Source organism: Streptomyces sp. NBC_01506 (genome assembly GCF_045040295.1).
Classification (GTDB): domain Bacteria; phylum Actinomycetota; class Actinomycetes; order Streptomycetales; family Streptomycetaceae; genus Streptomyces.
Window position 1 is genome coordinate 2711326 of sequence record NZ_CP109422.1, and the last position, 25324, is coordinate 2736649.

Consider the following 25324-nt stretch of genomic DNA (forward strand, 5'->3'; position numbering starts at 1 on the left):
CTCCGCAGCCTCCACAACCTCCACCGATTGAAAGGCGTCCCGCCCGTGACCCCGCAGCCCACCCGAGTCCTCGTCCTCAACTCCGGTTCCTCCTCGGTGAAGTACCAGTTGCTGGACATGCGCGACGGGACCCGGCTCGCCGCCGGCCTGGTGGAGCGCATCGGGGAGAGCGCGTCGCGCCTCGTGCACACGCCGTCGTCAGGCGAAGCGCGCGAGCGTACGGAGCGGATCGCCGACCATGAGCGGGCGTTGAAGGCGGTCGCCGAGGAACTGGCCCTGGACGGTACGGGGATCGACTCCCCCGAGCTGGCGGCGATCGGCCACCGCGTGGTGCACGGCGGGCTTCGGTTCAGTGCCCCGACCGTCATCGACGACGCGGTGCTCGCGGAGATCGAGCGGCTGGTGCCGGTGGCACCGCTGCACAACCCGGCGAACATCATCGGCATCAGGACCGCGCGGGCGCTGCGCCCGGATCTGCCGCAGGTCGCCGTCTTCGACACCGCGTTCCACACGACGATGCCGGAGCACGCCGCGCGGTACGCGATCGACGTGGCGACGGCCGACGCGTACCGGATCCGGCGTTACGGGTTCCACGGCACCTCGCACGCGTACGTCTCCCGGCGGGCGGCCGAACTGCTGGGCCGCCCGCCCGAGGAGCTGAATCTGATCGTGCTGCACCTGGGCAACGGGGCGTCGGCGTCGGCCGTCGCGGGCGGGCGCTGTGTGGACACCTCGATGGGGCTGACCCCCTTGGAGGGGCTGGTGATGGGTACGCGCTCGGGGGACATCGATCCGGCGGTGGTCTTCCATCTGGAGCGGGTCGCCGGAATGGACACGGACCGGATCGATGAACTTCTGAACAAGAAAAGCGGGCTGACGGGCCTCTGCGGCGACAACGACATGCGCGAGATCCGCCGCCGGGTCGACGCGGGGGACGCCGCGGCGACGCTGGCCTTCGACATTTACATCCACCGTCTGAAGAAGTACATCGGCGCCTATTACGCCGTGCTGGGCCGGGTGGACGCGGTGGTGTTCACCGCCGGCGTCGGCGAGAACGCGGCGCCGGTGCGGGCGGCCGCGATCGCCGGGCTCGGGGAGTTGGGGCTGGTCGTGGACGCGGAGCTGAACGCCGTACGGTCCGGCGAGCCGCGTCTCGTATCGCCGGAGCACGCGCGCGTCGCGGTCGCCGTGGTGCCGACCGATGAGGAAATGGAGATCGCCCGCCAGACCTTCGCGTTGGTCGACGCCTGAGCGCCACCCCGCCCATTTGTACTTTCCGCCAGACGGAATATTCCGAGCCGAAACAAACCGATAGGATCCGCCTTATGCGCCGTTCCAAAATCGTCTGCACACTTGGCCCCGCCGTCGACTCGTACGAGCAGTTGAAATCGCTCATCGAGGCCGGTATGAACGTGGCCCGACTGAATATGAGCCACGGGTCCCACCCCGAGCACGAGGAGCGGTACCACCGCGTCCGGAAGGCGGCCGAGGCCACCGGCCGGGCCGTGGGCGTGCTCGTCGACCTCCAGGGCCCGAAGATCCGGCTGGAGACCTTCGCCGAGGGGCCCGTCGAGCTGGTGCGGGGTGACGAGTTCGTCATCACCACCGAGGATGTCGCCGGGGACAAGGGCATCTGCGGCACCACCTACAAGGGGCTGCCGGGCGACGTCGCGAAGGGCGACCAGGTCCTGATCAACGACGGCAACGTCGAGCTGCGGGTGACCGAGGTCGACGGCCCGCGGGTCAAGACGCTGGTCATCGAGGGCGGGGTCATCTCCGACCACAAGGGCATCAACCTGCCGGGTACGGCGGTCAATGTCCCGGCGCTCTCCGAGAAGGACGTCGAGGACCTGCGCTTCGCGCTGCGGATGGGCTGCGACATGATCGCGCTGTCCTTCGTGCGCGACGCGGACGACATCAACGACGTCCACAAGATCATGGACGAGGAGGGCCGCCGGGTCCCCGTCATCGCGAAGGTCGAGAAGCCGCAGGCCGTCGCCAACATGGAGGCCGTCGTCGCGGCGTTCGACAGCATCATGGTGGCCCGTGGCGACCTGGCGGTCGAGTATCCGCTCGAGAAGGTCCCGATGGTGCAGAAGCGCCTCATCGAGCTGTGCCGCCGCAACGCGAAGCCGGTGATCGTGGCGACCCAGATGATGGAGTCGATGATCACCAACTCCCGCCCGACGCGCGCCGAGGCGTCCGACGTGGCGAACGCGATCCTGGACGGGGCCGACGCGGTGATGCTGTCGGCGGAGTCGTCCGTCGGCGCGTATCCGATCGAGACGGTCAAGACGATGTCGAAGATCGTCGTCGCGGCGGAGAACGAGCTGCTGTCCAAGGGCCTCCAGCCGCTCGTACCGGGCAAGAAGCCCCGTACGCAGGGTGGTTCGGTCGCCAGGGCCGCTTGTGAGATCGCGGACTTCCTGGGCGGCAAGGCGCTGATCGCCTTCACCCAGTCCGGCGACACGGCCCGCCGCCTCTCGCGCTACCGCACCTGTCAGCCGATCCTCGCCTTCACGACGGACGAGGCGACGCGTAACCAGCTCTCGCTGAGCTGGGGCGTCGAGTCGTTCGTCGTACCGCATGTGGAGACCACGGACGCGATGGTCGACCTGGTGGACGCGGAGCTTGCGAAGCTCCGGCGCTACAGCGAGTCGGACACGATGATCATCACGGCCGGCTCGCCTCCCGGTGTCCCGGGGACGACGAACATGGTGCGCGTGCACCACCTGGGCGACACGGTCACGGCCCAGAGCTGACGCGGAACCGGGTTACCTGTCCTCAATCGCCGGACGGGCTCGTTTTGAGCCCGTCCGGCGATTGCGGCCTTAGCCAGTGATGTAGTTGTGCAGCCCGGGAACAGTAAGCGTGCCGCCGAACTGGCCCGCCTGGAGCACCTCCACCTCCGTGAAGAAGGCGAAGGGGACGTTGACCGGGGGCGGGGTGTCCGGGCTGAACGTGATCGGGATCAGACCGAACAGGTTGCCCTTCAACTCCTCCGTGTACATGGTGACTTGACCGTCGCGGATGGTCGACGTGGAGCCCGGCCGGCTCGCCACGTGCGCCGTGCGGTCCTCGGGGTAGACGACCTTCTGGTGCAGGTCCTTGATGTCCACCTCCGACGCCGTGAACTTCAGCGCCTTCTTGATCTTTCCGCTGCCCGTCTTCACCTCGACGATGCCGTGGTAGTCCAGCCCCCGCAGCGTGAGCTTGGTGCTCTCCAGCTTCCACGGGTCGTCCGGCAACAGCGGGATGCCTGGCTCCAGTTCGGCGGCGGCCAGCGCGTCCGGGTCGGGCTCCGGGCAGGGGAACCGCGGCTTGCCGTCGGCGCCCTCGGGGATGTCGTCGTCCTTGCGGGCCTCAAGTCCCTTCGCGGCGTCGTCCAGTTCCTCGACATCCACGCCGGCCTCGTCCGCGGCGTCCCTGATGGCGTCCTCGGTGCTGTCGGCGTCGTCCGGCTTGTCCGTCCCGGTCTCCGGGTCCGGCTCCGCGGGCTTTCCGTCGTCCGCACCGGGCTTCTCGGGCTCCGGGTCGGCCGGGTCGGCCGGCTTGTCCGGTGCCGGCTCGTCCGTCTCCTTGTCCGGTACGCCGAGGAGACCGCCCAGCGCGTCACCCAACCCCAGCGGGTCCAGCGGGTTCTTGGGCTCCGACGTGCTCGGCTCCGGTGCGGGCTCCTTGGGCGCGGCCGGAGTCTCGCCGGGCGAGGGCTCGGTGGCGTCGCCCCCGTCCCCGCCCTCGTCCCCGCCGTCACCGGTGGGCGGCTTCGGCTGCTCCGGGGAATCCCCTGACGGATCCCCGGACGCGTCGCCGGACGCGTCGTCCGAGGGCGTCTCGGACGGCGACGGCGACGGCGAGTTGGACTCCGGCGGCTCGTCGGAGCGCGTGACGCACGGCCCCGGCGCGTACGGAATGTCCTTGGAGTCCTCGGCCAGCGCGAGCCGGGGCGTGAGCCCCATCCCGACGAACACCGCCGTCGGCATCGCGGCCAGCGCGAACGCCTTTCCGGCCGGGATATGGAGCTTGGTCAGCAGCGATTTCCTGGGGGCGGCGTGGCGCGGGCCGCTTCTCTCGCGGGCCCGCCCGCCTCCGGCCGTCTCCGGCCGTGTCTCATCACCCCGCACTGTTCCTCCCGCCGTTGGCTTGAGCAGTGGTCTGAGTCAGATTCGGGTCCCCGTCAGACGGGCCGGGGAGAAAAGGGCCGTCCCCGCCCCCGTCCCCGGTGCCCTGGTCGACCGCGCCGCTGTCGGGTCCGAACGTCTGCCGGCGTACGGCGGCGGGCTTGCCCGACGTGCTGTCGCCGGGGCCGTCGGCGTGCTCGTCGTCGGCCTCCACGGGCCGGCCCGGCGCCCAGGCGATGGACAGGGCTCCGCCGATGAGGGCGGGCAGGAATCCCAGACCGAATCCGCCGAAGTTCGCCACGGGTATCGAGACGAGTCCCAGCAGGATCGTGGCGACACCCGCGAACACCCGCACGGCGCTCTGGAACCACATCGTCAGTCCCAGGGTGGCCAGCAGGACACCGATGATCAGCGAGCCCGCGCCCGCCGTGGTGGCCATGGTCAGCGTGAGATGGCCCAACTTGAGTTCGGCGTAAGGGAAGTAGACGATCGGCGCTCCGCTCAGGAGCGACAACAATCCCGCCCAGAACGGCCGAGAGCCCCGCCAGGCGCGGAACCGCAGCCGCCAGTAAGTGAATCGGCCGCGGGGCTCCGAAGACTCGGCGCTCATGGAAAACAGCTCCCTGGAACCGGTGTTGCTGTGAGAGAGAGGGGGGAGTGGGCGGACGCGACCGCGAAGGACGAGGCGCGCGCCCGCCCCAGGGGGCGACGTGCTCAGGACCCGGTGAGGGTCTAGTAGCACTCCTTGACGCCCTTGTGCAGCTTCAGGCTCAGTCCGCTGAGCTCGAAGGTGCCGGCCGTGGTCGCCCAGGCCGTCTGCTTCACATCGGTCAGCGTCGCCTCTTCGGCCCGCTGCGCGAAGCCGAAGGGGTTGACCTTCTTCTCGGTCTCCGGCTGGATCCTCGTGTCGCCGGCCGCCACACCGATGTCGATGTTCTTGAACTTGGCGTCGGCTTCGAGCTTGGCGACATCCAGATACAGGTTGGTCGCCCTGACCGGCTTGCTGCTCTCCCGGCCGGCGCGCAGCTCAAGGCTGATACTGCCGAAGATCGGGACGTTCGGGGTGACCACCGACTGGCACATGTTGCTGATCGTGGCTTCGCTGAAACCGGAGACGGCAACCGGGTGCTTGGTCGGGTTGCCCTTGAGATCCGTGCCTTCGGCGAGGCTTCCGTACTGTACGAAGTCCTGGCCCACCAACTGGTCGGCCGAGACCTTGAAACTCTGCCCCGACACACTGAACGACGCGGCGAGCGCGCCCTGTGCCAGAGCGACACCTATCGCGGCCGTCGCGGCCACGCTCGGCACCATGACGACGGCGAAACGCTTCCATCTGGTCCCGCCACGTGCTTGGGACTCCATCACTTTCCTCCTTCTCGGACGTACATCTCCGGATCGGGCGTCGGCCCGTCCTGGGATGGGAGAAGTGCTACGTCCTCGGGAAGGAGAGCGCCTGTGCGTATCACGCGGAACGAGCCGCGTCAGAATCACCGACGATCACCCCCGAGCGACAACCACTGGGCCACGCGCGTCGCGTGGCCGCCGGACAGGCCCCGCCGGTCGGCGGGAACCCCCCTGTCCCCTGGGTCGGCGCCACCGCTCCGCCGGCCCGCCCGGTGGGGACCGACCGCGGTGGGGGCACGGCTGGGTCGCCGTACCGGTGCGCTGTCGGACCGAGCGTGGACGATCGTGGTGTATTCACGCCCGGGACACAAGGGGGTTCGTTACTGGCAAGTAATGAGTGATTCACGAAGGGGCCACGGGGCGGTGCCGAGCGGGCACTCAGGGTGCCTCGAATCGACCCGACAGAACTCGCGAATACCGCCAATAACCGGACAGAACAAGAGGGTTGATTTACTCGGAGTAACAGCGACCCCGCTTTACCAAGTTTTGGTAAAGCGGGGTCGCCGGTGTCGTCGAGTCGGCAAATCGGTACGCGCCACCTCAGGGCACGTGACGGACGCGGAACCCGCTCAGAAAAGAACCCTGGCAAGTGCCGAGCGCGCGGCGGTCACCCGGGGGTCGTCCGAGCCGATCACCTCGAAGAGTTCGAGCAGTCGCAGCCGCGCCGCGTCCCGGTCCTCACCCGCCGTACGCCGTACGGCCTCGACCAACCGGCCGAAGGCGTCCTCCACATGGCCGCCGACCAGATCGAGGTCGGCGGCGGCGATCTGCGCGGGGACGTCGTCCGGCCGCTCCGCCGCCTCCTTGCGCACCTGCTGCGGGTCCATCCCCTTGACGCGGGCGAGCAGTTCGGCCTGCGCGAGACCGAGCTTCGCCTCCGTGTTGCCGGGGTCGTCGGCGAGCACGTTGCGGTACGCCTGCGCGGCGCCGCCGAAGTCGTCGGCGTCCAGCGCGCGTACGGCCGCTTCGAGCAGCGCGTCGTACGGCCCCGCCCGCTCCACCGGCTCCTCGTCCGCGCCGGGCTCCGCGCCGGCCTCGGCGTCGACCGTGATGCCGGTGAGCCCGAAGCGCTGCTCGCCGACCTGGATCAACTGGTCCAGTGTCTCGCGGATCTGGGCCTCGGGGGCCGCGCCCTGGAAGAGGGGCAGCGCCTGGCCCGCCACCACGGCGAAGACCGCGGGGATGCCCTGGATCTGAAACTGCTGCATCAGCATCTGGTTGGCTTCGACGTCGACCTTGGCGAGAACGAACCGGCCGTTGTACTCCGTGGCCAGCCGCTCCAGCACGGGGCTGAGCTGCTTGCACGGCTCGCACCACTCGGCCCAGAAGTCGATGACGACCGGGACCTCGGCGGAGCGCTGGAGGACGTCGCGCTCGAAGCCCGCCTCATCGACGTCGATCACCAGGCTGGAGGGGGGTACGGCACCGGTGTCGCCCCGCCGGGCCGCCTCGGCGCGGGCCTGCTCGGCTTTGGCCTTGGCCTCACCGGCCGCCTTCACCGCGGCGAGATCGACGACGCCGCTCATGGACATGTTCCTAGGCTGCATGAGTACATCCTCCCCTCTCCGCGCGCGCATGTGAAAAGCAATCGGACAGTTCGCGCCGCCCGTCGTGGCGAGAACGAACCGCTCGCACACGACCGCGCCCGCCGCGGGACCCCGCGGGATGCGGGGCGCACGGTCGGACACGGCCTTCACGCCCTGAACACAGCCCCGCGCATGACCTGAACACGTTCGGGGCAAGTCCCCTGTCGGGGACCTGGGTTCGGTACGGGGTCCCCACCCCGCGCCAGTGGTCGCCGCTCAAGAACCGCTCAAGGAGAGACGGCCCTTTCGCTACGGGTCGTAGCGTAACCGACAAGCTCCCCCGTCCGTCCGGGAATCTCGCGGTGAACTGACTCACAGCGGATTCCTTACCGACGGGTATGGTCGCGGGCATGCTGAGCCGCAGCCACCGCACCCCCACCCGTTCCGGCCGCCCCCGCAGCGCCGCGGCCGATACGGCGATCCTGCTGGCGACCCGGGCCGCACTGGTGGAACAGGGCTGGTCCAAGCTGTCGATGGGCGACGTCGCGGCGCGCGCGGGCGTCGCCAAGACCACCCTCTACCGGCGCTGGTCGAGCAAGAACGAGTTGGTGGTCGACGCGGTCGCCGTCCTCTTCGACCAGATCGAGATCCATGACCGGGGCAGCCTCACGGCCGACATCGAGGGGGTCGTGCTCCAGTTCGCCGCGCTGCTGGAGCGGCCCGAGACCAAGACGGCGCTGATGGCGGTGGTCGCCGAGTCGACGCGGGACGACGCGCTGCGCGACCGGATCCGTACGGCGATCGTCGACCGGCAGAAGGGCCTGGTGCTCAAGGGCCGTGAACGGGCGCAGGCGCGGGGCGAGTTGCCGTACGAGAGCGATCCGGAGGCGGCGGCCCGTAACGCCGACCTGATCTTCGACGTGATCGCGGGCGCGGTGGTGCACCGGACGCTGGTGAGCGCGGAGCCGGTGGACGAGGACTGGGCACGCGACTTCACGCTGCTGCTGGTGACGGGTCTTGGCGCGGTCCGGGGGTCGTGAAGCCCCCGCGACGCGGCCCGTCCACGCCCTGCGCTCCCTGCGTCCTTGACCTCAAGCGCGGTTGAGAATCTAGCGTCGTGGACGTACCGCTACCGCACTCACACAAGGACGCCGCCATGACCGTTCAGGACTACACCGTCGAGGAACTGACCGCCCAGCCCATCGGCTACTGGAGCGGCGCGACCATGCGCCAGGTCGTCGGCCGCATCCGCGCGGAGCTGGCCGTCGAACACCTCACCCAGCCGCACTGGTGGTCGCTCAACCACATCGCGGGCGCCCCCGGCTCGTGGGGCCGCGCCCGGCTGACCGACCGGCTCGCCCCCTTCGACGACCAGGACACCGACTTCGAGACCGTGTACGGCGATCTGATCGCCCGCGGCTGGCTGACCGAGGAATCGGGCACGTTCGTCCTCACGGAGGCGGGAGAGGCCGGCCGGCTCCGTACCAAGGAGCGACTGGCCAAGGTGCACGAGCGCGTGCTCGACGGAATCTCGCCGCAGCAGTACGCGGCGACGCTGAACGTCCTGCGCCGCATGATCGACAACCTGGGCGGCGACAGCGACCTGCCCCGGACATACGCGCGCCCCGACGTCAGGCACTGAACGGTCCTCAGAAACCGGGCGGCTCCGTGTACGTGCCCCACTCGTCCCGCAGCACGCCGCAGATCTCACCCAGCGTCGCCTCCGCGCGCACCGCGTCGAGCATCGGCCCGATCATGTTCGAGCCGTCCCGCGCGGAGGCCAGCATCGCGTCCAGCGCCGTACGGACGCGGACGTCGTCGCGGGCCGACTTGCGGTCCGCCAGCTCCCGCACCTGATCGCGCTCGACCTCGTGGCTGACCCGCAGGATCTCCAGGTCGCCGGTGACCGAGCCGTGGTGGACGTTGACGCCGACGACCCGCTTCTCGCCCTTCTCCAGCGCACGCTGGTACTGGAAGGCGGACTCGGCGATCTCGCCGGTGAACCAGCCGTCCTCGATGCCGCGCAGGATGCCGGACGTGATCGGGCCGATGGGGTGCTGTCCGTCCGGGTGCGCCCGCAGACCGCGCTCCGTGATCTGCTCGAAGATCTTCTCCGCGTCGGCCTCGATACGGTCGGTCAGTTGCTCCACGTACCACGAACCGCCCAGCGGGTCGGCGACATTGGCGACGCCGGTCTCCTCCATCAGCACCTGCTGGGTGCGCAGCGCGATCTCGGCCGCCTGCTCGCTGGGCAGCGCCAGGGTCTCGTCCAGGGCGTTGGTGTGCAGCGAGTTCGTGCCGCCGAGGATCGCCGACAGGGCCTCGACGGCGGTCCGTACGACGTTGTTGTACGGCTGCTGCGCGGTGAGCGAGACGCCCGCCGTCTGGGTGTGGAAGCGCAGCCACTGCGCCTTGTCGGTCTTCGCGCCGTACATCTCCTTCAGCCGGCGCGCCCAGATCCGGCGCGCGGCGCGGAACTTGGCGATCTCCTCGAAGAAGTCGAGGTGCGCGTCGAAGAAGAAGGACAGACCGGGGGCGAAGACGTCGACGTCCATGCCGCGCGACAGGCCCAGCTCCACATAGCCGAAGCCGTCGGCGAGGGTGTACGCCAGCTCCTGCGCGGCCGTGGCCCCGGCCTCGCGGATGTGGTAGCCGGAGACGGACAGGGGCTTGTACGCGGGGATGGACGCCGCGCAGTGCTCCATCAGGTCGCCGATCAGCCGCAGATGGGGCTCGGGCTGGAACAGCCACTCCTTCTGGGCGATGTACTCCTTGAAGATGTCGGTCTGGAGCGTGCCGTTCAGTACGGAGGGGTCGATGCCCTGGCGCTCGGCGGCGACCAGATACATGCAGAAGACCGGGACGGCGGGGCCGCTGATGGTCATGGACGTCGTGACGTCCCCGAGCGGGAGGTCGCCGAACAGGACCTCCATGTCGGCGGCGGAGTCGATCGCGACGCCGCAGTGGCCGACCTCGCCGAGGGAGCGCGGGTCGTCGGAGTCGCGGCCCATGAGGGTCGGCATGTCGAAGGCGACGGAGAGACCGCCGCCGCCGTTGGCGAGGATGGTCTTGTAGCGCTCGTTGGTCTGGCGCGCGTTGCCGAAGCCGGCGAACTGGCGGATCGTCCACGTACGGCCCCGGTAGCCGGTCGCGTGCAGACCGCGGGTGAAGGGGTACTCCCCCGGCCAGCCGATCCGCTCGAATCCCTCGTACGTGTCACCGGGACGCGGTCCGTAGACCGGGTCGACGGGGTCGCCGGAGAGCGTGCTGAAGTCCGCGTCGCGCTTGCGGGCCTTGTCGTAGCGGGCCTGCCAGCGCCGGCGGCCCTCCTCGATGGCTGCGGTCTCGGCATGCTCGTGAGCGTCCATACCCATGAATTTACTAGGACGTCCTAGTAAAAGTCGAACGCTGACCGCCACGAGTTTGCTCGCGGCGGTGGGGGGAGCGGTGTCAGACCTCGACGGGGGCGGTCTCGTCGCGGACGATCAGCGACTGGACCTCTCGGGTGATCTTCGGTTCGACGAAGAACGAGGCGACCGGGATACAGCCGGCGGCCAGCACCCACAGGAGCTTGCCGAACGGCCACTTCGCCTTGGAGCCCAGGTCGAAGGCGAAGACGACGTAGACGATGAAGAGCAGGCCGTGGATCTGGGAGATCACCATCGTGTCGCCGGTGTCGAAGCCGTACTTCATGACGATGGCGACGGTGAAGACCAGCAGCCATACGGCGGTGACGTACGCCATGACCCGGTAGCGGGTCAGGATGCTCTGTTTCATGCCCAGGAGCGTATCGCCCCGAAAAGTCCCCGCGGACGGCGGGGCTCCCCCCTGGCTGCTCAGCTCTCGTCCTCGAAATCCTTGGCCGAGACGCGCAGCGGGCGCAATATCGCGAAGATCTCGGCGCACTCCTGTGCGTCGTACGCCCCGAGGCCGAACTCCATCGCCATCAGGTCGCGGGTCGCGGCCTCCACGACCTCGCGGCCCCGGTCGGTGATCGAGGCGAGCGTGCCGCGGCCGTCGTTGGGGTTGGGGCGCTTGTCGACCAGTCCGGATTTGACCAGCCGGTCCACCGTGTTCGTGACGGACGTCGGGTGGACCATCAGCCGCTCGCCGATCTTGGACATGGTCAGCTCACCGGCCTTGGAGAAGGTGAGCAGCACCAGCGCCTCGTAGCGGGCGAAGGTCAGTCCGTACGGCTTGACCACCGCGTCGACCTCGGCGAGCAGGATCTGGTGGGCCCGCATGATCGAGGTGATGGCGCCCATCGACGGCACGGGGCCCCAGCGCTGCTGCCAGAGCTCGTCGGCTCGGGCGATGGGATCGAAGGCAAGGCTGAGCGGCTTGGACACGTCAGCGACCTTACCGACTGGTCATATGGCGGTCTGCCCCTACTCCCGGATTACCCGGGCGCCCCGTGCGGCGGACCTCGTACACGAGAAGTACGGAACATACGGTTCCGATCGCGCCGGCCCCGGCGACGACCTGGTGCACGGGCAGGAACTCGGCGGCGAGACCGGCCAGCGCCATGCCGACGCCCTGCACCGTCATGAGCCCCGCGGTCATCAACGTCATGGCCCGGCCCCGCAGTTCGTCCGGGACCGCGTCCACGAACCACTGGTCGAGGCCGATGATGTAGACGGCGCCGGCGCCGGACAGCACGAGGGCGACCAGGGCCAGGGCCACGCCGGGCGTGACGGCGTAGACGAGCAGAGGCACCAGCCCGACGGCGGCCGACGGGAGCACGATCCGCGAGCGGGTACGGGGGCTGAGCGCGGAGCCCGCGACGAGTTCGGCCGCGATGTGCCCCACGGGCATGGCGGTCATCATCAGACCGAGTGTGGCGGGGCCGACGCCGATCCGGTCGGCGTAGGGCGCCATCAGGGCCTCCGGCGCGACGACGAACATCGCGGGCACCCAGAACAGCAGCGTCAGCGCGCGGATCCGCCGGTCGGCGAAGACCAGCCGGGCGCCCTCCAGCGAATCCCGCAGCAGATTCGCGCCGCCCTCCTTCTTGAGAAGGCGGGCCGGCCTGTCCTTCGTACCGAAGCGCAGGAGTACGGCCGAGCAGAGGAAGGTGACGACGGTGAGGGAGATCGCGCCGCGCGGGGTGACGACGGTGAGCAGGACGCCGCCGACGGCGAACCCGGCGAGGACGGCGCTCTGCGACACGATCCGCAGGAGGGAGCGGCCGAGGACATAGAGATCGCCGTCCCCGAGGATGTCGGTGAGCGCCGCCATACGGGTCCCGGTGAACACGGGCGCGACGGCGGCGACGACGCACCGCAGCGCGAGCAGCCCCGCGACGGGCGTCCCGGGCACCACCATCACGGCGACGCACCCGGCGCAGACGAGATCACACACGACGAGCACCCGCCGCGCCGGAAACCGGTCGGCGACCCCGGCGAGGAGCGTCCCGCCGAAGAGGTAGGGCAGAAAGCCGAGCGCGAAGGTGAGGGCGCTGAGGAAGGGGGACCCGGTGAGGTCGTAGACGAGGACGGTGAGCGAGATCTCGGTGACGACGACCCCGAGGAGCGACAACAGATGCGCGGCGAAGACGGCACGGAATTCTTTGACGGCGAAGACAGCGGAGTACCCACCTGCCGGGGGCGCGGGCGCCTCGGGGCCGCCGACGGGGTCGACGCCGCCCGGCGCGGGCGCCGTCCCTTGGGCGGCCTCGCCTGTCCGCCCCTCGGCGGCCTCGGCCGCCACGGCGGGCGGCCCGCCGGACTCGGCGGGCACCGGCGCGGTCGATCCCTCCGGCCCGCCGGGCATGGGCGGCACCTGGGCCACCGCCCCCGTCCGCCCCTCGGCGGCCTCGGCCGCCACGGCGGGCACCACCGAGCCGACCAGGCCCGCAGACGCGGGCAGCGGGCCGCGCCCGCCCTCCTCGGGACACGGCAGCCCGCCGGGCCGTCCCGGCGACGGCAGCCCCCCGCCGGTGCCGCCCGGCGGCACATCGGCCGCCGCCCCCGTCCGTCCTTCAGCGACCTCGGCCGACACGACGGGCGCCCCGCCGGTGCCACCCTGCTCGGGCGGCGGTACCAACCCGCCCTGCTGCGCAGGCGATCCCTCCGACCCGCCGGGCATGGACGGCACATCGGCCACCGCCCCCATCCGCCCCTCGGCGGCCTCGACAGGCGGCCCGCCGGACTCGGCGGGCACCACCGAGCCGACCAGGCCCGCAGACGCGGGCAGCGGGCCGCGCCCGCCCTCCTCGGGACACGGAGCCCCACCGGTGCCGCCCTGTGGCGCGGGCGATCCCTCCGGCCCGCCGGGCATGGGCGGCACCTGGGCCACCGCCGGGGGACGTGTCGCTCGGGGTGGTGGACCGGGCGGACCGTCCGTAGCGGTAGGCACCGGGGGGTTCTCCGTGGGCGGGTGGGTTGATTCAGCCCGTCCGGCGATTGAGGACACCGCGGGTGGCCCGGCCTCGGACCCGGCGGGGGTCGGTATCGGCATGGGACGCAGCATCGTCCGGGAGGGGCCCGGGGCCTAGACTTTCGGGGTCAGCCGAATCTTCCGTACAAGAGCGAGGGACCCCCGTGGCGTTCCAGTTGCACTTCGGGGAGCGCGATCTGCTGCGCGTCCGGTTCGCCCTGTCGCCGCTCTGGGAGACGCAGGAGGCCGTACGCACCCTCTCGCGGCCCGAGCGGCACGGGTATCACCTGCCGTGGCTGCGGCGGATCAAGAGCGCCGCGGACGGGCTCGATCTGAGGCCGTTGTGGCTGTTCATGCCGCAGTTCGGGCACAACCCCGACTTCTTCTGCCCGCCGCCCGAGAGCCCCGTCGTCACCTTCGCCGAGGAGATCGCGCTGGTGCGCTCCACGCCCCTCGAGGCAGCCCACCGGGACATGGCCCTCGCGCTCGCCGAGACGCCCGGCGCCGCCGAGAGCGACCTCGGGCGCGAGCTGCTGGCCGATCCCGCGCGGGCGGTGCGGGAGGTCGCCGGGCTGCTGGAGGAGGTCTGGCAGCGGTTGATCGAGCCCGACTGGCCCCGGCTGCGCGCCCTGCTCGAAGCGGACATCGCCTATCACTCGCGGCGGCTCGCCGAGGTCGGATTCGGGCAACTGCTGGGCGAGTTGAGCCCCCGGCTCGTCTGGGCGGACTCCACCCTGACCGTCGTCGGCACGCGCGGCGACCACGACCGGGTGCTCGGCGGACGCGGTCTCGTCCTCGTACCGAGCGTCTTCGTCTGGCCCGAGATCATCGGCGGGCACGAGCCGCCCTGGCAGCCCTCCGTGTTCTACCCGGCGCGCGGCATCGGCGGGCTGTGGACAGAGGCGGCGGACCGTACGCCGGACGCGCTCGCCCGGCTGCTCGGCCGGGTCCGCGCGGACGTCCTGTGCGCGCTCGACGAACCCGCCGGGACCACCGCGCTCGCGCACCGGCTCGGCCTCGCCCCGTCCTCCGTGTCCGCGCATCTGTCGGTGCTGCGCGACGCGGGCCTGCTGACGTCGCGGCGCCACTCGCACCAGGTGCTGTACGAGCGGACACCGCTCGGCATCGCGCTGGCGGTGTCGTAACCCCACACATTGTGACTGTTATGTCACGATTGCCCGGTCCTGTGCTTCTCCGGTCGTCAGTCGCCCAAGGGGGCTGGATGTCCAGCCGCACCACGCGCCTCGTCTCCCTCGTCTCCCTCGCCACCGCCACGGCCACCGCCGCCGTGTTCGCGCTCGCGGGCTGCTCCGCCGGCTCCGACACCCCCGGCGCCCCCGCGCGGGACGAGACCGGGACTCCGGCCGTACGGGGCGAGGCCGCCCCCACCGCCGGTTCGCCGTTCTGGGTGGATCCGCAGAGCGACGCGGCCCGCCAGGTCGAGGAGTGGCAGGCCCAGGGCCGTACCGAGGACGCCAAGGTCCTCAAGCGGATCTCCGAGCGCCCCGTCGCCGACTGGCCGCGCGGCGACAACCCCGCCCCCGGCATCCGGCGGGCCGTCAAGGGCGCCGCCGGACAGCGCACGGTGGTCCTCGTCGCGTACAACATCCCGCACCGCGACTGCGGTCTCTACTCCGCCGGCGGCGCCCGCGACGGCCGCGCCTATCTCGACTGGATCAACTCCTTCGCCGACGCGATCGGCGACGCCCGCGCCCTGGTGATCCTGGAGCCGGACGCCCTCTCCCACCTGGTGGACGGCTGCACCCCCGCCGAACACCACGCGGAGCGCAACCAACTGCTCTCGGACGCGATCGACCGGCTCAAACAGCAGCCGGCCACCAAGGTCTATCTGGACGCGGGCAACCCGGCCTGGATCAAGGAGCCGGAGAAGATCGCCGAGCCGCTGCGCACGGCCGGTGTCGACAAGGCGGACGGCTTCTCGCTCAACGTCTCCAACTTCGAGACGGACGACGCGGTCAAAACGTTCGGCACCCGGCTCTCCGGACTCCTCGACGGCGCCCACTTCACCGTCGACACCAGCCGCAACGGCGCCGGCCCCCTCACCGGTGAGCGGGAGGAGGCGTGGTGCAATCCGCCGGGCAGGTCGCTCGGTACGCCGCCGACCGCCGAGACCGGTGACGCGCTGGTCGACGCGTATCTGTGGATCAAGCGGCCCGGCGACTCGGACGGCCCCTGCCGGGGCGGCCCGGCCGCCGGTACGTGGTGGCCGGACTACGCCCTCGGACTCGCCCGCCGCGCGGGCGCGTAGCGCTCGTCCCTCCCACGGCTACTTCACCTGGATCCACTTCGCCTCCGACGACACCCCCGCCGTGTCCGTCACGAACAGCATGTACCAGCCGGGCGGCACCAGCGTCCGATCCGACGGGACGTCCACCGTCACCGAGCCGCCCCGCCTGACCAGGGCGAGGTCGATCGAGCGCTGCTCCACGTCCGTGCTGTGCGTGACCGCGCTCGGCCGCATCAGCCGCGCGGTCGCGATCCGCTGGGAGACCTCCGTACGGAAGGTGGCGCGACCGTTCTGGTCGAGTTCCGCCGGCCCCTCCCCCAGCACCGGCCGCGCCTTCGCGCGGTTGCCTTCCAAAGAGGGCGGCGTGAAGATCTCCACGCGCTGCTCGAACGTGCCGAGTTTCGTGTTGTCGGCGTCGTCGAACAGCGGGTCGGAGCCGAAGGTCGCCACCCGTCCGTCGGGCAGAAGCAGTGCCTCGGAGTGGTAGTTACGGCCCACGGTCGGGTCGGCCGCCTTCTTGAAGGTGTTGGTCTTCGGGTCGTAGAACTGCGCCTTGAGGATGTCGCTGGCGTTGCGCCCCCGGTAGTCGGAGGATCCGCCGCTCGTGAAGACCGTGTCGTCCGGCATGATCACACTGCTCAGATAGCGCGTCCCCTGCGGCAGGCTCGGCCCGGCCCGGAAGGCCGGGTTGTCCTCCTTCAGGTCCACGATCGCCGTACGGGACGTGGACCTGGACGATTCGCCGACCCCGCCGCCGCCCATGACCATCACCTTCTGGTCCTGCGCGGGAGGCAGCACCAGCGAGGCCGAGGTCTCCGTCTCGTCGAGCTGGGTGAGCCCGCCGACCTTCGTGAAGATGTTCTTGTTCAGATCCCACAGACCCGGCTGGCGGCCGGCCGTGGCGGGCCCGTAACCGGCGTTCGAGCCCGAGTAGAAGAGTTTGCCGCCCTTGGTGAGGAACAGCGCGGGATACGTCGGGAAGTAGCGCGTCGGGCCCTTGGACCACTTCTTGGACTTGGGGTCGTAGATCTCGTTGTCCCCGGTGAGTACGGCGCCGACGTCGTCCAGGCCCGAGACGGCGAGCACCCGGCCGTCCTGGAGGGTGACCAGCGTCGGGTACCAGCGGGCCTCCTTCATCGGGTCGACGGGGATGTATCTCTCCGCGACCGGGTCGAACTCGTACGCCGCCTTGATCCCCTGGAAGTCCTGCTTCTCCGTGGTCAGCTTCTGCGCCAGGCCGTAGTAGTTGTCCGCGTCCTTGCCCTTGAGGCCGACGATCTCGTACTGCGCGGCCTGGGTCGTCAGCCCCTTCGCGCCCTTCCGCGCGGCCTCCACGAAGACGCGTGCCTCGCCCGCCGTGACCTTGGTCTTCCACGGCAGCATCCGGCCGCTCTTGGCGTAACTGATCTTGAAGTCCCGCTTCGCCTTGGGCACGGTGACATCGAACTTGCTCACGTACTCGACACCGGACGGCGACCGGAAGCGGGTGCCCTTCTTGAAGGTCCGCGGCTGGTCCGGGTTCTCGTTCTTGACGCGCATCCCGCCGCCCGCGCGGTTGACCTCCCCGTCCAGGACCTCGTAGCGCGCGGTGCCGCCGGCCACCAGCAGCCGCCCGTCCGGCAGTTGGGAGTGTCCGGAGCAGAAGAAGTCCTCGGGGGTGGGGATCTTGCGGTACGAGTTGTCCGCCGGGTCCCACAGGACGGTGTCGAAGGTCCCCGCGTCGAACTGCTTCTGGTTGTTCCCGGATCCGGCGATGAGCAGCACCTTGCCGGTGTGCAGCAGCGCGGCGTGGATGGCGTTGGTGCGGTACTCCTTGGGGACGTCGAGCACTTCCCAGGAGCCGTACTCCGACTTGTAGCCGGGCTGCGCGATCTTGTACGCGTGGTACTTGTCCTGCGCGAAGGAGATGGCGGCGGGCGCGTTGAGCGACATCAGCACCAGCACGGCGCCACCGCCGAACAGCGTCTTCTTGAACTTGCGCGAGGGCCGGTAGGCCATGGCTCAGTTCCCTCCTGTCGTCGTCGTGGCGAGCGCCGGCTCGCTCTGCTCCGGTCCTTCGTCGACGGCCTGCACCGGGATGCGCGCCCCGGCGCGGCGCCCGCGCAGGGTGGTCCAGCCCCAGACGGCGACGGGGGCGAGCGAGATGACCAGGGCCAGTACGGCCCAGGTGCGCATCGCGGCGTGCGTATGGCCGAAGTACACCGACGCCGCGAGTGAGCCGGTGAGCACGGCCGCCCAGAACAGATGCAGCCGGAAGGTCATGGGACGGTCCGCGCTCGTCTCACCCCCCTTGGGGGTGACCACGAAGCGGCCCCTGGTGCGCAGCAGCGCCGAGCCCAGCGACTTGAGGTAGATCGGCGCGCAGAGCGCGGACATGGCCATGCCGGCGAGCCCGCCGGATCCCTCGGGCTCGTGCGGCGAGACGTTGTGCCGCCGGTTCCAGAGGTAGAGGCCGATCTGGAAGGCGGCGGCGTCGCTGTAGAGCATCAGCCACAGCGAGGACGACACCTGGGTGCCGGAGGCGCCGAGCCACAGGAACAGTACGCAGCTCAGGATGCCCAGGAGCCAGTTGATCGCGGTCATCGGGTAGTAGACGAGCATCAGCGTGTAGCTCAGGAGCCGGCCGGGCGGCACCCGGAACAGCGCCTTGCCGTACTGCCTCAGGATGGTCTCGTACGTGCCCCGCGACCAGCGCAACTGCTGGGTGAAGAAGTCGGTCCAGGAGGCGGGCCCCTCGCCCACGGCGAGGACGTCGGGGGTGTAGACGGACCGCCAGAACCGGCCGGTCAGCGGGTTCTTCCTGCGGTGCAGTTCGAAGCCGGTGGCCATGTCCTCGGTGATGGAGTCGTACAGACCGCCGACCTGCTTCAGCGCGCTGATCCGTACGACGTTGTTGGTGCCGACGAACATGGGCGCGTGGTAGCGGTTGCCGGCCCGCTGGATCAGCGCGTGGAAGAGGAACTGCTGCGATTCGGCCGCCTTGGTGACCGCCGAGTCGTAGTTGCCGTAGACCTGCGGTCCGACGACGAAGGCGATGTCGGGGTCGCGGAAGAAGCCCAGCATCCTCTCCAGGAAGTTGGGCAGCGGTACGTGGTCGGTGTCGACGGAGGCGAAGAAGTCGTAGTCGTCTCCGTACATGGCCAGCCAGGCGTTGTAGTTGCCGTGCTTGGTCCTGGCCTTGTGGACGCCTTTCCTACGGTTCCACTCCGGCACCCCCAGGCGGCTGAAGTGACGCACCCCCAGCTCCCGGCAGAGCAGCCGCGCGGACGGGTCGTCGCCCTCGTCGAGCAGCCAGATGTCGAGGGGGCCGCGGTGGCGCAGTCGTACGGCGCCTTCGAGGGTGGCCCGCAGCATGGAGAGCGGTTCCTTGCCGGGGACGTACGTGGTGAGGAAGGCGACGCGGGTGCCCAGCTCGGCGACGACGGGGATCGGGTCGCGGGCGACGAGCGTCGCGTGCGCGATGGAGGCGACGTTGACCAGCATGAAGAAGGCGATGAGCCCGATCGACACGAGCATCACGGTGTCGAAGGCGATCAGCCAGCGGGCGCCGCCCTCGCGTTCGGTCCAGTGGGTGGGCCAGATCAGATAGACCAGCAGCACGCCGGACAGGAGGGGGGCCATGACCATCAGCACGACCGCGCGCACCCGGTGGGGCTCCTCGGCGAGCAGGCTGCGGTAGCGCACCCGGTAGGCGGTGGTCCGGTCCGGCTCGGTCAGCGGGCCCGCGAGACGGCTGTGGGTGTCGTAGTCGTATGACTCCGGCCGCACGGTGCCTCCAGCGATTCAGCAAGGTCGATATCCCCAGAAAAGGGGATATACCTCGGCGTGTCGACTGGAGTCGTCCGTGCGAGTGGCGGTAAGGGACGGCGGAGTGTAGGCCGTTGGTGCTCGATGCCGACCGCCCCTACGGCTCGCAGGGGCGGTGAGGTGAGCGCGCGTCAGCCGGCGTGTCGGCCCACGTGTCAGCCCGAGAGGTGGCGTTCCAGCGTCTCGACCTTCGAGTGCAGGCCGTCGGTGACGCCCGGCCGCACGTCGGCCTTCAGGACGAGCGAGACGCGCGGGGCCCGCGCCTCGACGGCGGCGACCGCCCGCTTGACCACGTCCATCACCTCGTCCCACTCACCTTCTACGGAGGTGAACATGGCGTCGGTGTGGTTCGGCAGCCCGGACTCGCGTACGACCCGGACGGCGTCGGCGACGTACTCCCCCACGTCCTCGCCCACACCGAGCGGCGTGATGGAGAAGGCGACGATCACGCGCTGACCGTGCCCTCGCGGCGGGCGCGCGAGGCGATGACCTCGTCCTCGGCCTCACGCTTGAGCTTGCGCTCGGCGAAGAAGCCGCCGAGCGGCAGGACCGACAGCACGAAGTAGAGGGCGCCGGTGCCCAGCGACCACTTGACGCGCCTCCAGGCGTCCAGCCAGAAGATCACGTAGAGGACGAAAAGCAGCCCGTGGATCGCGCCCATCACCGGGACGGCGTTGAAGTCCGTGGTGCGCTTGAGCACGGAGCAGACGAGCAGCAGCAGGAACGACACGGCCTCCGGCGCCGATACCAGGCGGAGACGGTGGAGGGATGAGGCGGTCTTGATGTCCACGAGGCAGGCACCTTCGTCGTCGGGGGGGCGTCGTGATCGTCGCGTGCGTGATCGTCGCGTGCGTGATCACGCGCGACCATGCGCCCGCGTGATCATCTTGTGAACGCGCGCACAAGCGACGCTCCATTGTGGCACCAGGCTTTGCCCGCTTTTTATCCGGGTCCGGCTACCTTCGACCTGTGGCTCAGTTGCGACTCCAAGGCAGCAAGGTGCTCGCCGTCGACATGGCGGGCGACTCGGTACGGGCGAAGAACGGCTCGATGGTCGCCTACGACGGCCGGATGGCGTTCAAGAAGCTGTCCGGCGGCGGTGAGGGCATACGGGGCATGGTCACCCGGCGCCTGACCGGCGAACAGATGGTCATGATGGAGGTGAAGGGCGAGGGCACCTGCTTCTTCGCGGACCGCGCGAGCGAGATCTCTCTCGTGTCGCTGCACGGCGACAAGCTGTATGTGGAGGCGAGCAACCTCCTGTGCACGGACGGCGCACTGCGCACCGGCACCAGCTTCACCGGTCTGCGCGGCGGCGCGAGCGGCAACGGCCTGTTCACGACGACCGTCGAGGGCACGGGCATGGCGGCGATCATGTCGGACGGCGTGGCCGTGGTACTGCGGGTGACACCCCAGTATCCGCTCTCCGTCGACCCCGGCGCGTACGTCGCGCACCAGGGCAACCTCCAGCAGAATCTCCAGTCCGGGGTGAACTTCCGGACGATCATGGGCGAGGGCGGCGGCGAGGCGTTCCAGATGCGCTTCGAGGGCGACGGGCTCGTGTACGTACAGCCGAGCGAGCGCAACACCGTCGGGGGCGATGTCTGATGCCGTTCCGGGAGATCAACTCGAAGATGGTCGAGGCGACGGTGGCGCCCGGCCAACGGATGTTCAGCCAGCGCGGCGCGATGCTCGCGTACCGGGGCGAGGTCACGTTCACCCCGAACACGGCGGGCGGCCAGGGCGGTCTGATGTCGATGATCGGCCGGCGCGTGGCGGGCGAGGCGACCCCGCTGATGACGGTCGATGGCAACGGCACGGTGATGTTCGGCCACGGCGGCCACCACATCCAGGTGATCGGACTGTCCGGCGACACCCTGTACGTGGAGGCCGACCGGCTGCTCGCCTTCGACGGGACGCTGGAGCAGGGCACGATGTTCATGGGCGCGCAGGGCGGCGTGATGGGGATGGTGCGCGGCCAGGTGACGGGTCAGGGCCTGTTCACCACGACCCTCAAGGGCCACGGCGCGGTCGCCGTGATGGCGCACGGCGGGATCATCGAGCTGCCGATCGGCCAGGGCCGTACGGTCCATGTCGACCCGCAGGCGTATGTCGCCCACCACGGCGACGTCCGCAACAAACTCTCCACGGCCGTCGGCTGGCGCGACATGGTGGGCCGGGGCTCGGGCGAGGCGTTCCAGCTCGAGCTGAGCGGCAACGGTGCGGTGTATGTCCAGGCGTCGGAGGAAAAGCTGTGAGCGCGCCCGTGATTCATGACCCGATGACGCTGCCGAGCGACGACAACGTCAACGCGTACACCTTCTGTGTGGAGCTGAAGGGGAGCCAGTGGTTCCTCCAGAAGGGCAAGATGATCGCCTACTACGGGCGGATCGACTTCAACGGCATCGGCCACGGTCGGCTCGACCGGCTGGTGCGCGGCAGCTTCCACTCGCCGCTGCACGCGAGCGACTGGGTGGTGGCGGAGGGCAGCGGCAAGATGCTCCTCGCCGACCGCGCGTTCGACGTCAACTCCTTCGACCTGGAGAACGGCAATCTGACCGTCCGCTCCGGGAATCTGCTGGCGTACGAGCCGTCCCTGGCGCTGAAGCAGTCGATCGTGCCGGGCTTCCTGACCCTGATCGGTACGGGGAAGTTCGTGGCCGCTTCGAACGGTCCGGTGGTCTTCATGGAGCCGCCGCTGCGGGTGGACCCGCAGGCCCTGGTGGGCTGGGCGGACTGCCCGTCGCCGTGCCACCACTACGACCACGCGTATATGACCGGGGTGATGGGCGGGCTGCGGGCGATGACCGGGCTCGGCGGGTCGTCGGGCGAGGAGCATCAGTTCGAGTTCGTCGGGGCGGGGACGGTGCTTCTCCAGTCGAGCGAGACACTGATGCCCGAGACGGCGCGCGGCGTGGTCCCGAACGAGCCGGGCGTCCCGGGCGGCGGCGGAACCCGGCCCGCGGGGCAGCCGGGCGGCGGCACGCCCCGGATGCCGGGCCAGCTCGGAGATCTCCAGCGACGCTTCGGGCTGTGAACGATAGTCTGCGGAGTGTGACCTCGAACGTGTGCGCCTTTCTGTGCCGGGCGTCACACTCGTAGACTTCGTCCAATTTTCAACATCTTAGGTAGAATTCATACATGGAGACCGAGACGGCCACCCGCTGGCTGAGTGACGCGGAGCAGTGCACCTGGCGCACCCATCTGGATGTCAGCAGACTGCTGATGCACCAGTTGGAGAAGGACCTCCAGCCGTTCGGGCTGACCAACAACGACTACGAGATCCTGGTCAACCTCTCCGAGGCCGAGGACAGACGCCTGCGGATGAGTGACCTCGCCGCCGCCACGCTTCAGTCCAAGAGCCGTCTCTCGCACCAGATCACCCGGCTGGAGACCGCCGGGCTGGTCCGCCGCGAGAACTGCGAGTCGGACCGCCGTGGTCTCTTCGCCGTCCTCACCGATGAGGGCATGGAGACGATGCAGAAGGTCGCTCCGCACCACGTCGCCTCCGTACGGAAGCATTTCTTCGACCTCCTGCCGCCCGAAGCCCTCGCCGCGCTGAGCCGGTCACTCACGCCGGTCGCCGAGCATCTGCGCGGGCACCGCGCCAAGAGCTGACGCACCGGTGGGGACCGGCCGTCGCGGGTCCCGGCCGGCGGCGGGCAGGCGCAGCTCGAACAGCGCGCCGCCCGCCTCCCCGCGGCCGACGTCCAGCGTGCCGCCGTGCCGGTGTGCCACGTCGCGGGCGATCGCGAGGCCAAGACCGGCGCCGCCGTCGTCCCTGCTGCGGGCGTCGTCGAGCCGTACGAACCGCTCGAAGATCCGCTCCCGCTCCGCCTGAGGCACCCCCGCCCCGTCGTCGGACACCGCGAGCACCACCTGACCGCCCTCCCGTCGCACCGTCGCCCGGATCTCGCCCGCCGCGTGGCGCTGCGCGTTGTCCAGCAGATTGCCGAGCACCCGCGCCAACTGGCCGCGTGAGCCCGCCACTTCGGCGCTGCCCCGGACGTCCGCCAGCACCGGGATCCGGTCCGCCGACCGCTGCGAGACCTCCTCACGTACCAGCGCGACCAGATCCAGCCGCTTACGCCCCGCCTGCTCCCCCGCGTCGAGACGGGCCAGCAGCAGCAGGTCGGCGGCGAGTTGCTGGAGCCGTACGGTGTCGGCCACCGCGCCCGGCACGTCCAGCAACTCCGGGTGCGCCTCGCCCACTTCGAGCTGCGTACGGAGCGAGGCGATGGGACTGCGCAGCTCGTGCGAGGCGTCGGCGACGAAGCGCCGCTGGCGCTCGACGGAGGCTTCGAGCGCGGTCAGCGTCTCGTTGGTCGTACGGGCCAGCTTGGCGACCTCGTCGTGGGTGCTCGGCTCGGGCACCCGTCTGCTCAGGTCCTCGGAGGCGGTGATGGCGGCCATCTCGCGCCGGATGCCCTCCACGGGCTTCAGCGCGCGCCGGGTGACCAGCCAGGTCACCCCGCCGACGACGACCAGCAGGGCGGGCACGCCGATGACCATCGCGACCGTGGTCGCGCGGACGGCGCTCTGCTGCGGTTGGAGCGAGGCGCCCGCGTGGACCAGATAGGGGCCGCCGGCGAGATCGGTGACCTCGCGCACGGAGAAGCGGTAGTCCACGGTCTTGCCGTCGACGGTCACGCTTCCGTCGGTGTGGCCCTTGGGCGAGGAGACGGTCCCGGCGGCCGGGTCGCCCGGGGTCTGGCTGTCGTCGTCCTGGTCGTCCCCGCTGTCGTCGTCACCACCGCTGTCGTCATCGTCGTCGTCGCCGGTCGGTGCGGGCGACGGGGTGGGGGTCCGGGTGGGGGCCGGCGTCGTCGTCGGCGGGGCTGACGCGGGCCGTACGGCGGCCACCCCCGTACCGGTGATCTTCTGCATGTCCTCGCCGGCGGCCAGCAGCTTCCCCTTCGCGTCCGTCACCTGGACCGGATGATCCGCGCTGTCCGGCAGTTCAAGGTCACCCAGGGAAGTAAGGTTCGCGAGCTGCTGGGCGACCTCGTGCGACGACTGGTCGGCCTGCCCCTGCGCCTGGTTGGTCAGGTTGGCGCGCAGGGCGAACAGCAGGGCGAACGCGGCGGCCACCAGCGCCACGGCCACCACGGCGGTCGCGGCGAGCGCGGTCCGCGACCGTACGGAGGAGAAGGGGCGTCTCATACGCCCACCAGCCGGTAACCGGCGCCGCGCACCGTCTGGATCGTGGTGGCACCGAGCTTGCGGCGCAGCGCGCTGATGTAGACCTCGATGATGTTGGGGTCGCCGTCGTAGGCGAAGTCCCAGACGTGCTCCAGGATCTCCGGCTTGCCGACGACCTGCCCGGCCCGCGTCGCGAGCTGTTCCAGGACCGCGAACTCCTTGGCGGTGAGCGTGATCTCGGCGTCCCCGCGATGGACGCGGCGGGTCGCGGTGTCGACGCTGAGGGTGCCGACGCGCAGGACGGGCGAGGCTCCGGCGGAACCCCGGCGGCGCAGCAGCGCCTTGACGCGGGCGACGAGCACGACGTACGAGAACGGCTTGGTCAGATAGTCGTCGGCGCCGGTGTCCAGCCCCTCGGCCTCGTCGTACTCGCCGTCCTTGGCCGTCAGCATCAGGATCGGTACGTCGTTGCCGGCGGCGCGCAGGGCGGCGCAGACGCGGTAGCCGTTCATGCCGGGCAGCATGATGTCGAGCACGATCAGGTCGTACGCGCCCTCTCCGGCCAGATGCAGCCCTTCGAGGCCGTCGTGCACGACGTCCACGGCGAAGCCCTCGGCCCGCAGGCCCTTGGCGAGCGACACCGCGAGCCGCTTCTCGTCCTCAACTATCAACAGGCGCATGCGCACAGCCTCCCAAAA

Annotated in this window: 24 protein-coding genes; 10 read left to right on the forward strand and 14 right to left on the reverse strand. The window is 70.2% G+C overall.

Annotated features, from left to right (window positions below; genetic code table 11):
- Positions 1-45 precede the first annotated feature (45 nt).
- Together OG329_RS11455 and pyk are read left to right on the forward strand one after the other, a co-directional pair.
- Positions 46-1251 carry an acetate kinase gene (locus OG329_RS11455; RefSeq protein ID WP_405794608.1) on the forward strand — a complete coding sequence of 402 codons (1206 nt, stop codon included), beginning with the start codon at positions 46-48 and terminating at the stop codon, positions 1249-1251.
- Positions 1252-1325: 74 nt separating this feature from the next.
- Positions 1326-2762, forward strand: coding sequence for a pyruvate kinase (gene pyk / locus OG329_RS11460; RefSeq protein WP_405794609.1), 1437 nt, complete (start codon positions 1326-1328; stop codon positions 2760-2762).
- Positions 2763-2831: 69 nt separating this feature from the next.
- On the opposite strand, the gene OG329_RS11465 is transcribed toward pyk, so the two are convergent.
- The 4 genes from OG329_RS11465 to OG329_RS11480 all read right to left on the reverse strand — a co-directional run bounded on the left by OG329_RS11465 (position 2832) and on the right by OG329_RS11480 (position 7072).
- Positions 2832-4124 carry a hypothetical protein gene (locus OG329_RS11465; protein WP_405794611.1) on the reverse strand — a complete coding sequence of 431 codons (1293 nt, stop codon included), beginning with the start codon at positions 4122-4124 and terminating at the stop codon, positions 2832-2834.
- Positions 4114-4731 (reverse strand): DUF6114 domain-containing protein, encoded by a 618-nt coding sequence (locus OG329_RS11470; protein WP_405794613.1) that lies wholly within the window; start codon positions 4729-4731, stop codon positions 4114-4116. The genes OG329_RS11465 and OG329_RS11470 overlap by 11 nt, the downstream gene beginning before the upstream one ends.
- Positions 4732-4853: 122 nt before the next feature.
- A complete protein-coding gene (locus OG329_RS11475) occupies positions 4854-5483 on the reverse strand; it encodes a DUF6230 family protein (protein WP_405794614.1) in 630 nt (209 codons plus the stop codon).
- 611 nt (positions 5484-6094) lie between these two features.
- Complete coding sequence (locus OG329_RS11480; RefSeq protein WP_405794615.1) at positions 6095-7072, reverse strand: tetratricopeptide repeat protein; 978 nt, start codon at positions 7070-7072, stop codon at positions 6095-6097.
- A 389-nt stretch (positions 7073-7461) separates the two neighbouring features.
- Here OG329_RS11480 and OG329_RS11485 point away from each other — a divergent pair, with 389 nt between their 5' ends.
- Together OG329_RS11485 and OG329_RS11490 are read left to right on the forward strand one after the other, a co-directional pair.
- Positions 7462-8091 (forward strand): TetR/AcrR family transcriptional regulator, encoded by a 630-nt coding sequence (locus OG329_RS11485; protein WP_405794616.1) that lies wholly within the window; start codon positions 7462-7464, stop codon positions 8089-8091.
- A 116-nt stretch (positions 8092-8207) separates the two neighbouring features.
- Complete coding sequence (locus tag OG329_RS11490; RefSeq protein WP_405794618.1) at positions 8208-8693, forward strand: MarR family transcriptional regulator; 486 nt, start codon at positions 8208-8210, stop codon at positions 8691-8693.
- A gap of 7 nt (positions 8694-8700) precedes the next feature.
- Here OG329_RS11490 and OG329_RS11495 read toward each other — a convergent pair whose 3' ends face one another.
- From OG329_RS11495 to OG329_RS11510, 4 genes are all read right to left on the reverse strand, one after another.
- Positions 8701-10419: a methylmalonyl-CoA mutase gene (locus tag OG329_RS11495; protein WP_405794619.1), complete on the reverse strand. Its 1719-nt coding sequence runs from the start codon at positions 10417-10419 to the stop codon at positions 8701-8703.
- Between the two features lie 82 nt (positions 10420-10501).
- The gene (locus OG329_RS11500; RefSeq protein WP_405794620.1) at positions 10502-10828 is read right to left on the reverse strand and encodes a DUF3817 domain-containing protein; all 327 of its coding nucleotides are present in this window, start codon (positions 10826-10828) and stop codon (positions 10502-10504) included.
- A 59-nt stretch (positions 10829-10887) separates the two neighbouring features.
- Positions 10888-11400: a MarR family winged helix-turn-helix transcriptional regulator gene (locus OG329_RS11505; protein WP_405794622.1), complete on the reverse strand. Its 513-nt coding sequence runs from the start codon at positions 11398-11400 to the stop codon at positions 10888-10890.
- Positions 11401-11410: 10 nt separating this feature from the next.
- Positions 11411-12823, reverse strand: coding sequence for an MFS transporter (locus tag OG329_RS11510; protein WP_405801775.1), 1413 nt, complete (start codon positions 12821-12823; stop codon positions 11411-11413).
- A 770-nt stretch (positions 12824-13593) separates the two neighbouring features.
- On the opposite strand from OG329_RS11510, the gene OG329_RS11515 reads away from it, so the two are divergent.
- Positions 13594-14574: a DUF5937 family protein gene (locus OG329_RS11515; RefSeq protein WP_405794623.1), complete on the forward strand. Its 981-nt coding sequence runs from the start codon at positions 13594-13596 to the stop codon at positions 14572-14574.
- 77 nt (positions 14575-14651) lie between these two features.
- Positions 14652-15698 carry a glycoside hydrolase family 6 protein gene (locus tag OG329_RS11520; protein WP_405794625.1) on the forward strand — a complete coding sequence of 349 codons (1047 nt, stop codon included), beginning with the start codon at positions 14652-14654 and terminating at the stop codon, positions 15696-15698.
- 18 nt (positions 15699-15716) lie between these two features.
- On the opposite strand, the gene OG329_RS11525 is transcribed toward OG329_RS11520, so the two are convergent.
- The 4 genes from OG329_RS11525 to OG329_RS11540 all read right to left on the reverse strand — a co-directional run bounded on the left by OG329_RS11525 (position 15717) and on the right by OG329_RS11540 (position 20274).
- Complete coding sequence (locus tag OG329_RS11525) at positions 15717-17675, reverse strand: galactose oxidase-like domain-containing protein (RefSeq protein WP_405794626.1); 1959 nt, start codon at positions 17673-17675, stop codon at positions 15717-15719.
- A gap of 3 nt (positions 17676-17678) precedes the next feature.
- Complete coding sequence (locus OG329_RS11530; RefSeq protein WP_405794627.1) at positions 17679-19445, reverse strand: glycosyltransferase family 2 protein; 1767 nt, start codon at positions 19443-19445, stop codon at positions 17679-17681.
- Positions 19446-19639: 194 nt separating this feature from the next.
- A complete protein-coding gene (locus OG329_RS11535) occupies positions 19640-19933 on the reverse strand; it encodes an MTH1187 family thiamine-binding protein (RefSeq protein ID WP_405794628.1) in 294 nt (97 codons plus the stop codon).
- Positions 19930-20274, reverse strand: coding sequence for a DUF3817 domain-containing protein (locus OG329_RS11540; RefSeq protein ID WP_405794630.1), 345 nt, complete (start codon positions 20272-20274; stop codon positions 19930-19932). The genes OG329_RS11535 and OG329_RS11540 overlap by 4 nt, the downstream gene beginning before the upstream one ends.
- A 179-nt stretch (positions 20275-20453) precedes the next feature.
- On the opposite strand from OG329_RS11540, the gene OG329_RS11545 reads away from it, so the two are divergent.
- From OG329_RS11545 to OG329_RS11560, 4 genes are all read left to right on the forward strand, one after another.
- Positions 20454-21092 carry an AIM24 family protein gene (locus tag OG329_RS11545; protein WP_405794632.1) on the forward strand — a complete coding sequence of 213 codons (639 nt, stop codon included), beginning with the start codon at positions 20454-20456 and terminating at the stop codon, positions 21090-21092.
- On the forward strand, positions 21092-21742 hold the full coding sequence (locus tag OG329_RS11550; protein WP_405794633.1) for an AIM24 family protein: 651 nt from the start codon (positions 21092-21094) through the stop codon (positions 21740-21742). Before OG329_RS11545 ends, OG329_RS11550 begins: the two co-directional genes overlap by 1 nt.
- Before the next feature lie 23 nt (positions 21743-21765).
- On the forward strand, positions 21766-22521 hold the full coding sequence (locus tag OG329_RS11555; RefSeq protein ID WP_405801777.1) for an AIM24 family protein: 756 nt from the start codon (positions 21766-21768) through the stop codon (positions 22519-22521).
- 104 nt (positions 22522-22625) lie between these two features.
- Complete coding sequence (locus OG329_RS11560) at positions 22626-23102, forward strand: MarR family winged helix-turn-helix transcriptional regulator (RefSeq protein WP_405794635.1); 477 nt, start codon at positions 22626-22628, stop codon at positions 23100-23102.
- Here OG329_RS11560 and OG329_RS11565 read toward each other — a convergent pair.
- Entirely contained in the window at positions 23052-24647 is a 1596-nt protein-coding gene (locus tag OG329_RS11565; RefSeq protein ID WP_405794637.1) for a sensor histidine kinase, read from the reverse strand. The genes OG329_RS11560 and OG329_RS11565 overlap by 51 nt on opposite strands.
- On the reverse strand, positions 24644-25306 hold the full coding sequence (locus tag OG329_RS11570; RefSeq protein WP_405794638.1) for a response regulator transcription factor: 663 nt from the start codon (positions 25304-25306) through the stop codon (positions 24644-24646). Before OG329_RS11570 ends, OG329_RS11565 begins: the two co-directional genes overlap by 4 nt.
- Between the last annotated feature and the right edge of the window lie 18 nt (positions 25307-25324).

Bases quoted from the DNA above. Each gene is read 5' to 3' on its own strand.
- OG329_RS11520 (WP_405794625.1), top strand. From the start codon at position 14,652: ATGTCCAGCCGCACCACGCGCCTCGTCTCCCTCGTCTCCCTCGCCACC.
- OG329_RS11480 (WP_405794615.1), bottom strand. From the start codon at position 7,072: ATGCAGCCTAGGAACATGTCCATGAGCGGCGTCGTCGATCTCGCCGCG.
- OG329_RS11565 (WP_405794637.1), bottom strand. From the start codon at position 24,647: ATGAGACGCCCCTTCTCCTCCGTACGGTCGCGGACCGCGCTCGCCGCG.
- OG329_RS11500 (WP_405794620.1), bottom strand. From the start codon at position 10,828: ATGAAACAGAGCATCCTGACCCGCTACCGGGTCATGGCGTACGTCACC.
- OG329_RS11470 (WP_405794613.1), bottom strand. From the start codon at position 4,731: ATGAGCGCCGAGTCTTCGGAGCCCCGCGGCCGATTCACTTACTGGCGG.
- OG329_RS11490 (WP_405794618.1), top strand. From the start codon at position 8,208: ATGACCGTTCAGGACTACACCGTCGAGGAACTGACCGCCCAGCCCATC.
- OG329_RS11525 (WP_405794626.1), bottom strand. From the start codon at position 17,675: ATGGCCTACCGGCCCTCGCGCAAGTTCAAGAAGACGCTGTTCGGCGGT.
- OG329_RS11475 (WP_405794614.1), bottom strand. From the start codon at position 5,483: ATGGAGTCCCAAGCACGTGGCGGGACCAGATGGAAGCGTTTCGCCGTC.
- OG329_RS11560 (WP_405794635.1), top strand. From the start codon at position 22,626: ATGGAGACCGAGACGGCCACCCGCTGGCTGAGTGACGCGGAGCAGTGC.
- OG329_RS11555 (WP_405801777.1), top strand. From the start codon at position 21,766: ATGACGCTGCCGAGCGACGACAACGTCAACGCGTACACCTTCTGTGTG.
- OG329_RS11485 (WP_405794616.1), top strand. From the start codon at position 7,462: ATGCTGAGCCGCAGCCACCGCACCCCCACCCGTTCCGGCCGCCCCCGC.
- OG329_RS11495 (WP_405794619.1), bottom strand. From the start codon at position 10,419: ATGGACGCTCACGAGCATGCCGAGACCGCAGCCATCGAGGAGGGCCGC.
- OG329_RS11510 (WP_405801775.1), bottom strand. From the start codon at position 12,823: ATGCCCGGCGGGCCGGAGGGATCGACCGCGCCGGTGCCCGCCGAGTCC.
- pyk (WP_405794609.1), top strand. From the start codon at position 1,326: ATGCGCCGTTCCAAAATCGTCTGCACACTTGGCCCCGCCGTCGACTCG.
- OG329_RS11570 (WP_405794638.1), bottom strand. From the start codon at position 25,306: ATGCGCCTGTTGATAGTTGAGGACGAGAAGCGGCTCGCGGTGTCGCTC.
- OG329_RS11550 (WP_405794633.1), top strand. From the start codon at position 21,092: ATGCCGTTCCGGGAGATCAACTCGAAGATGGTCGAGGCGACGGTGGCG.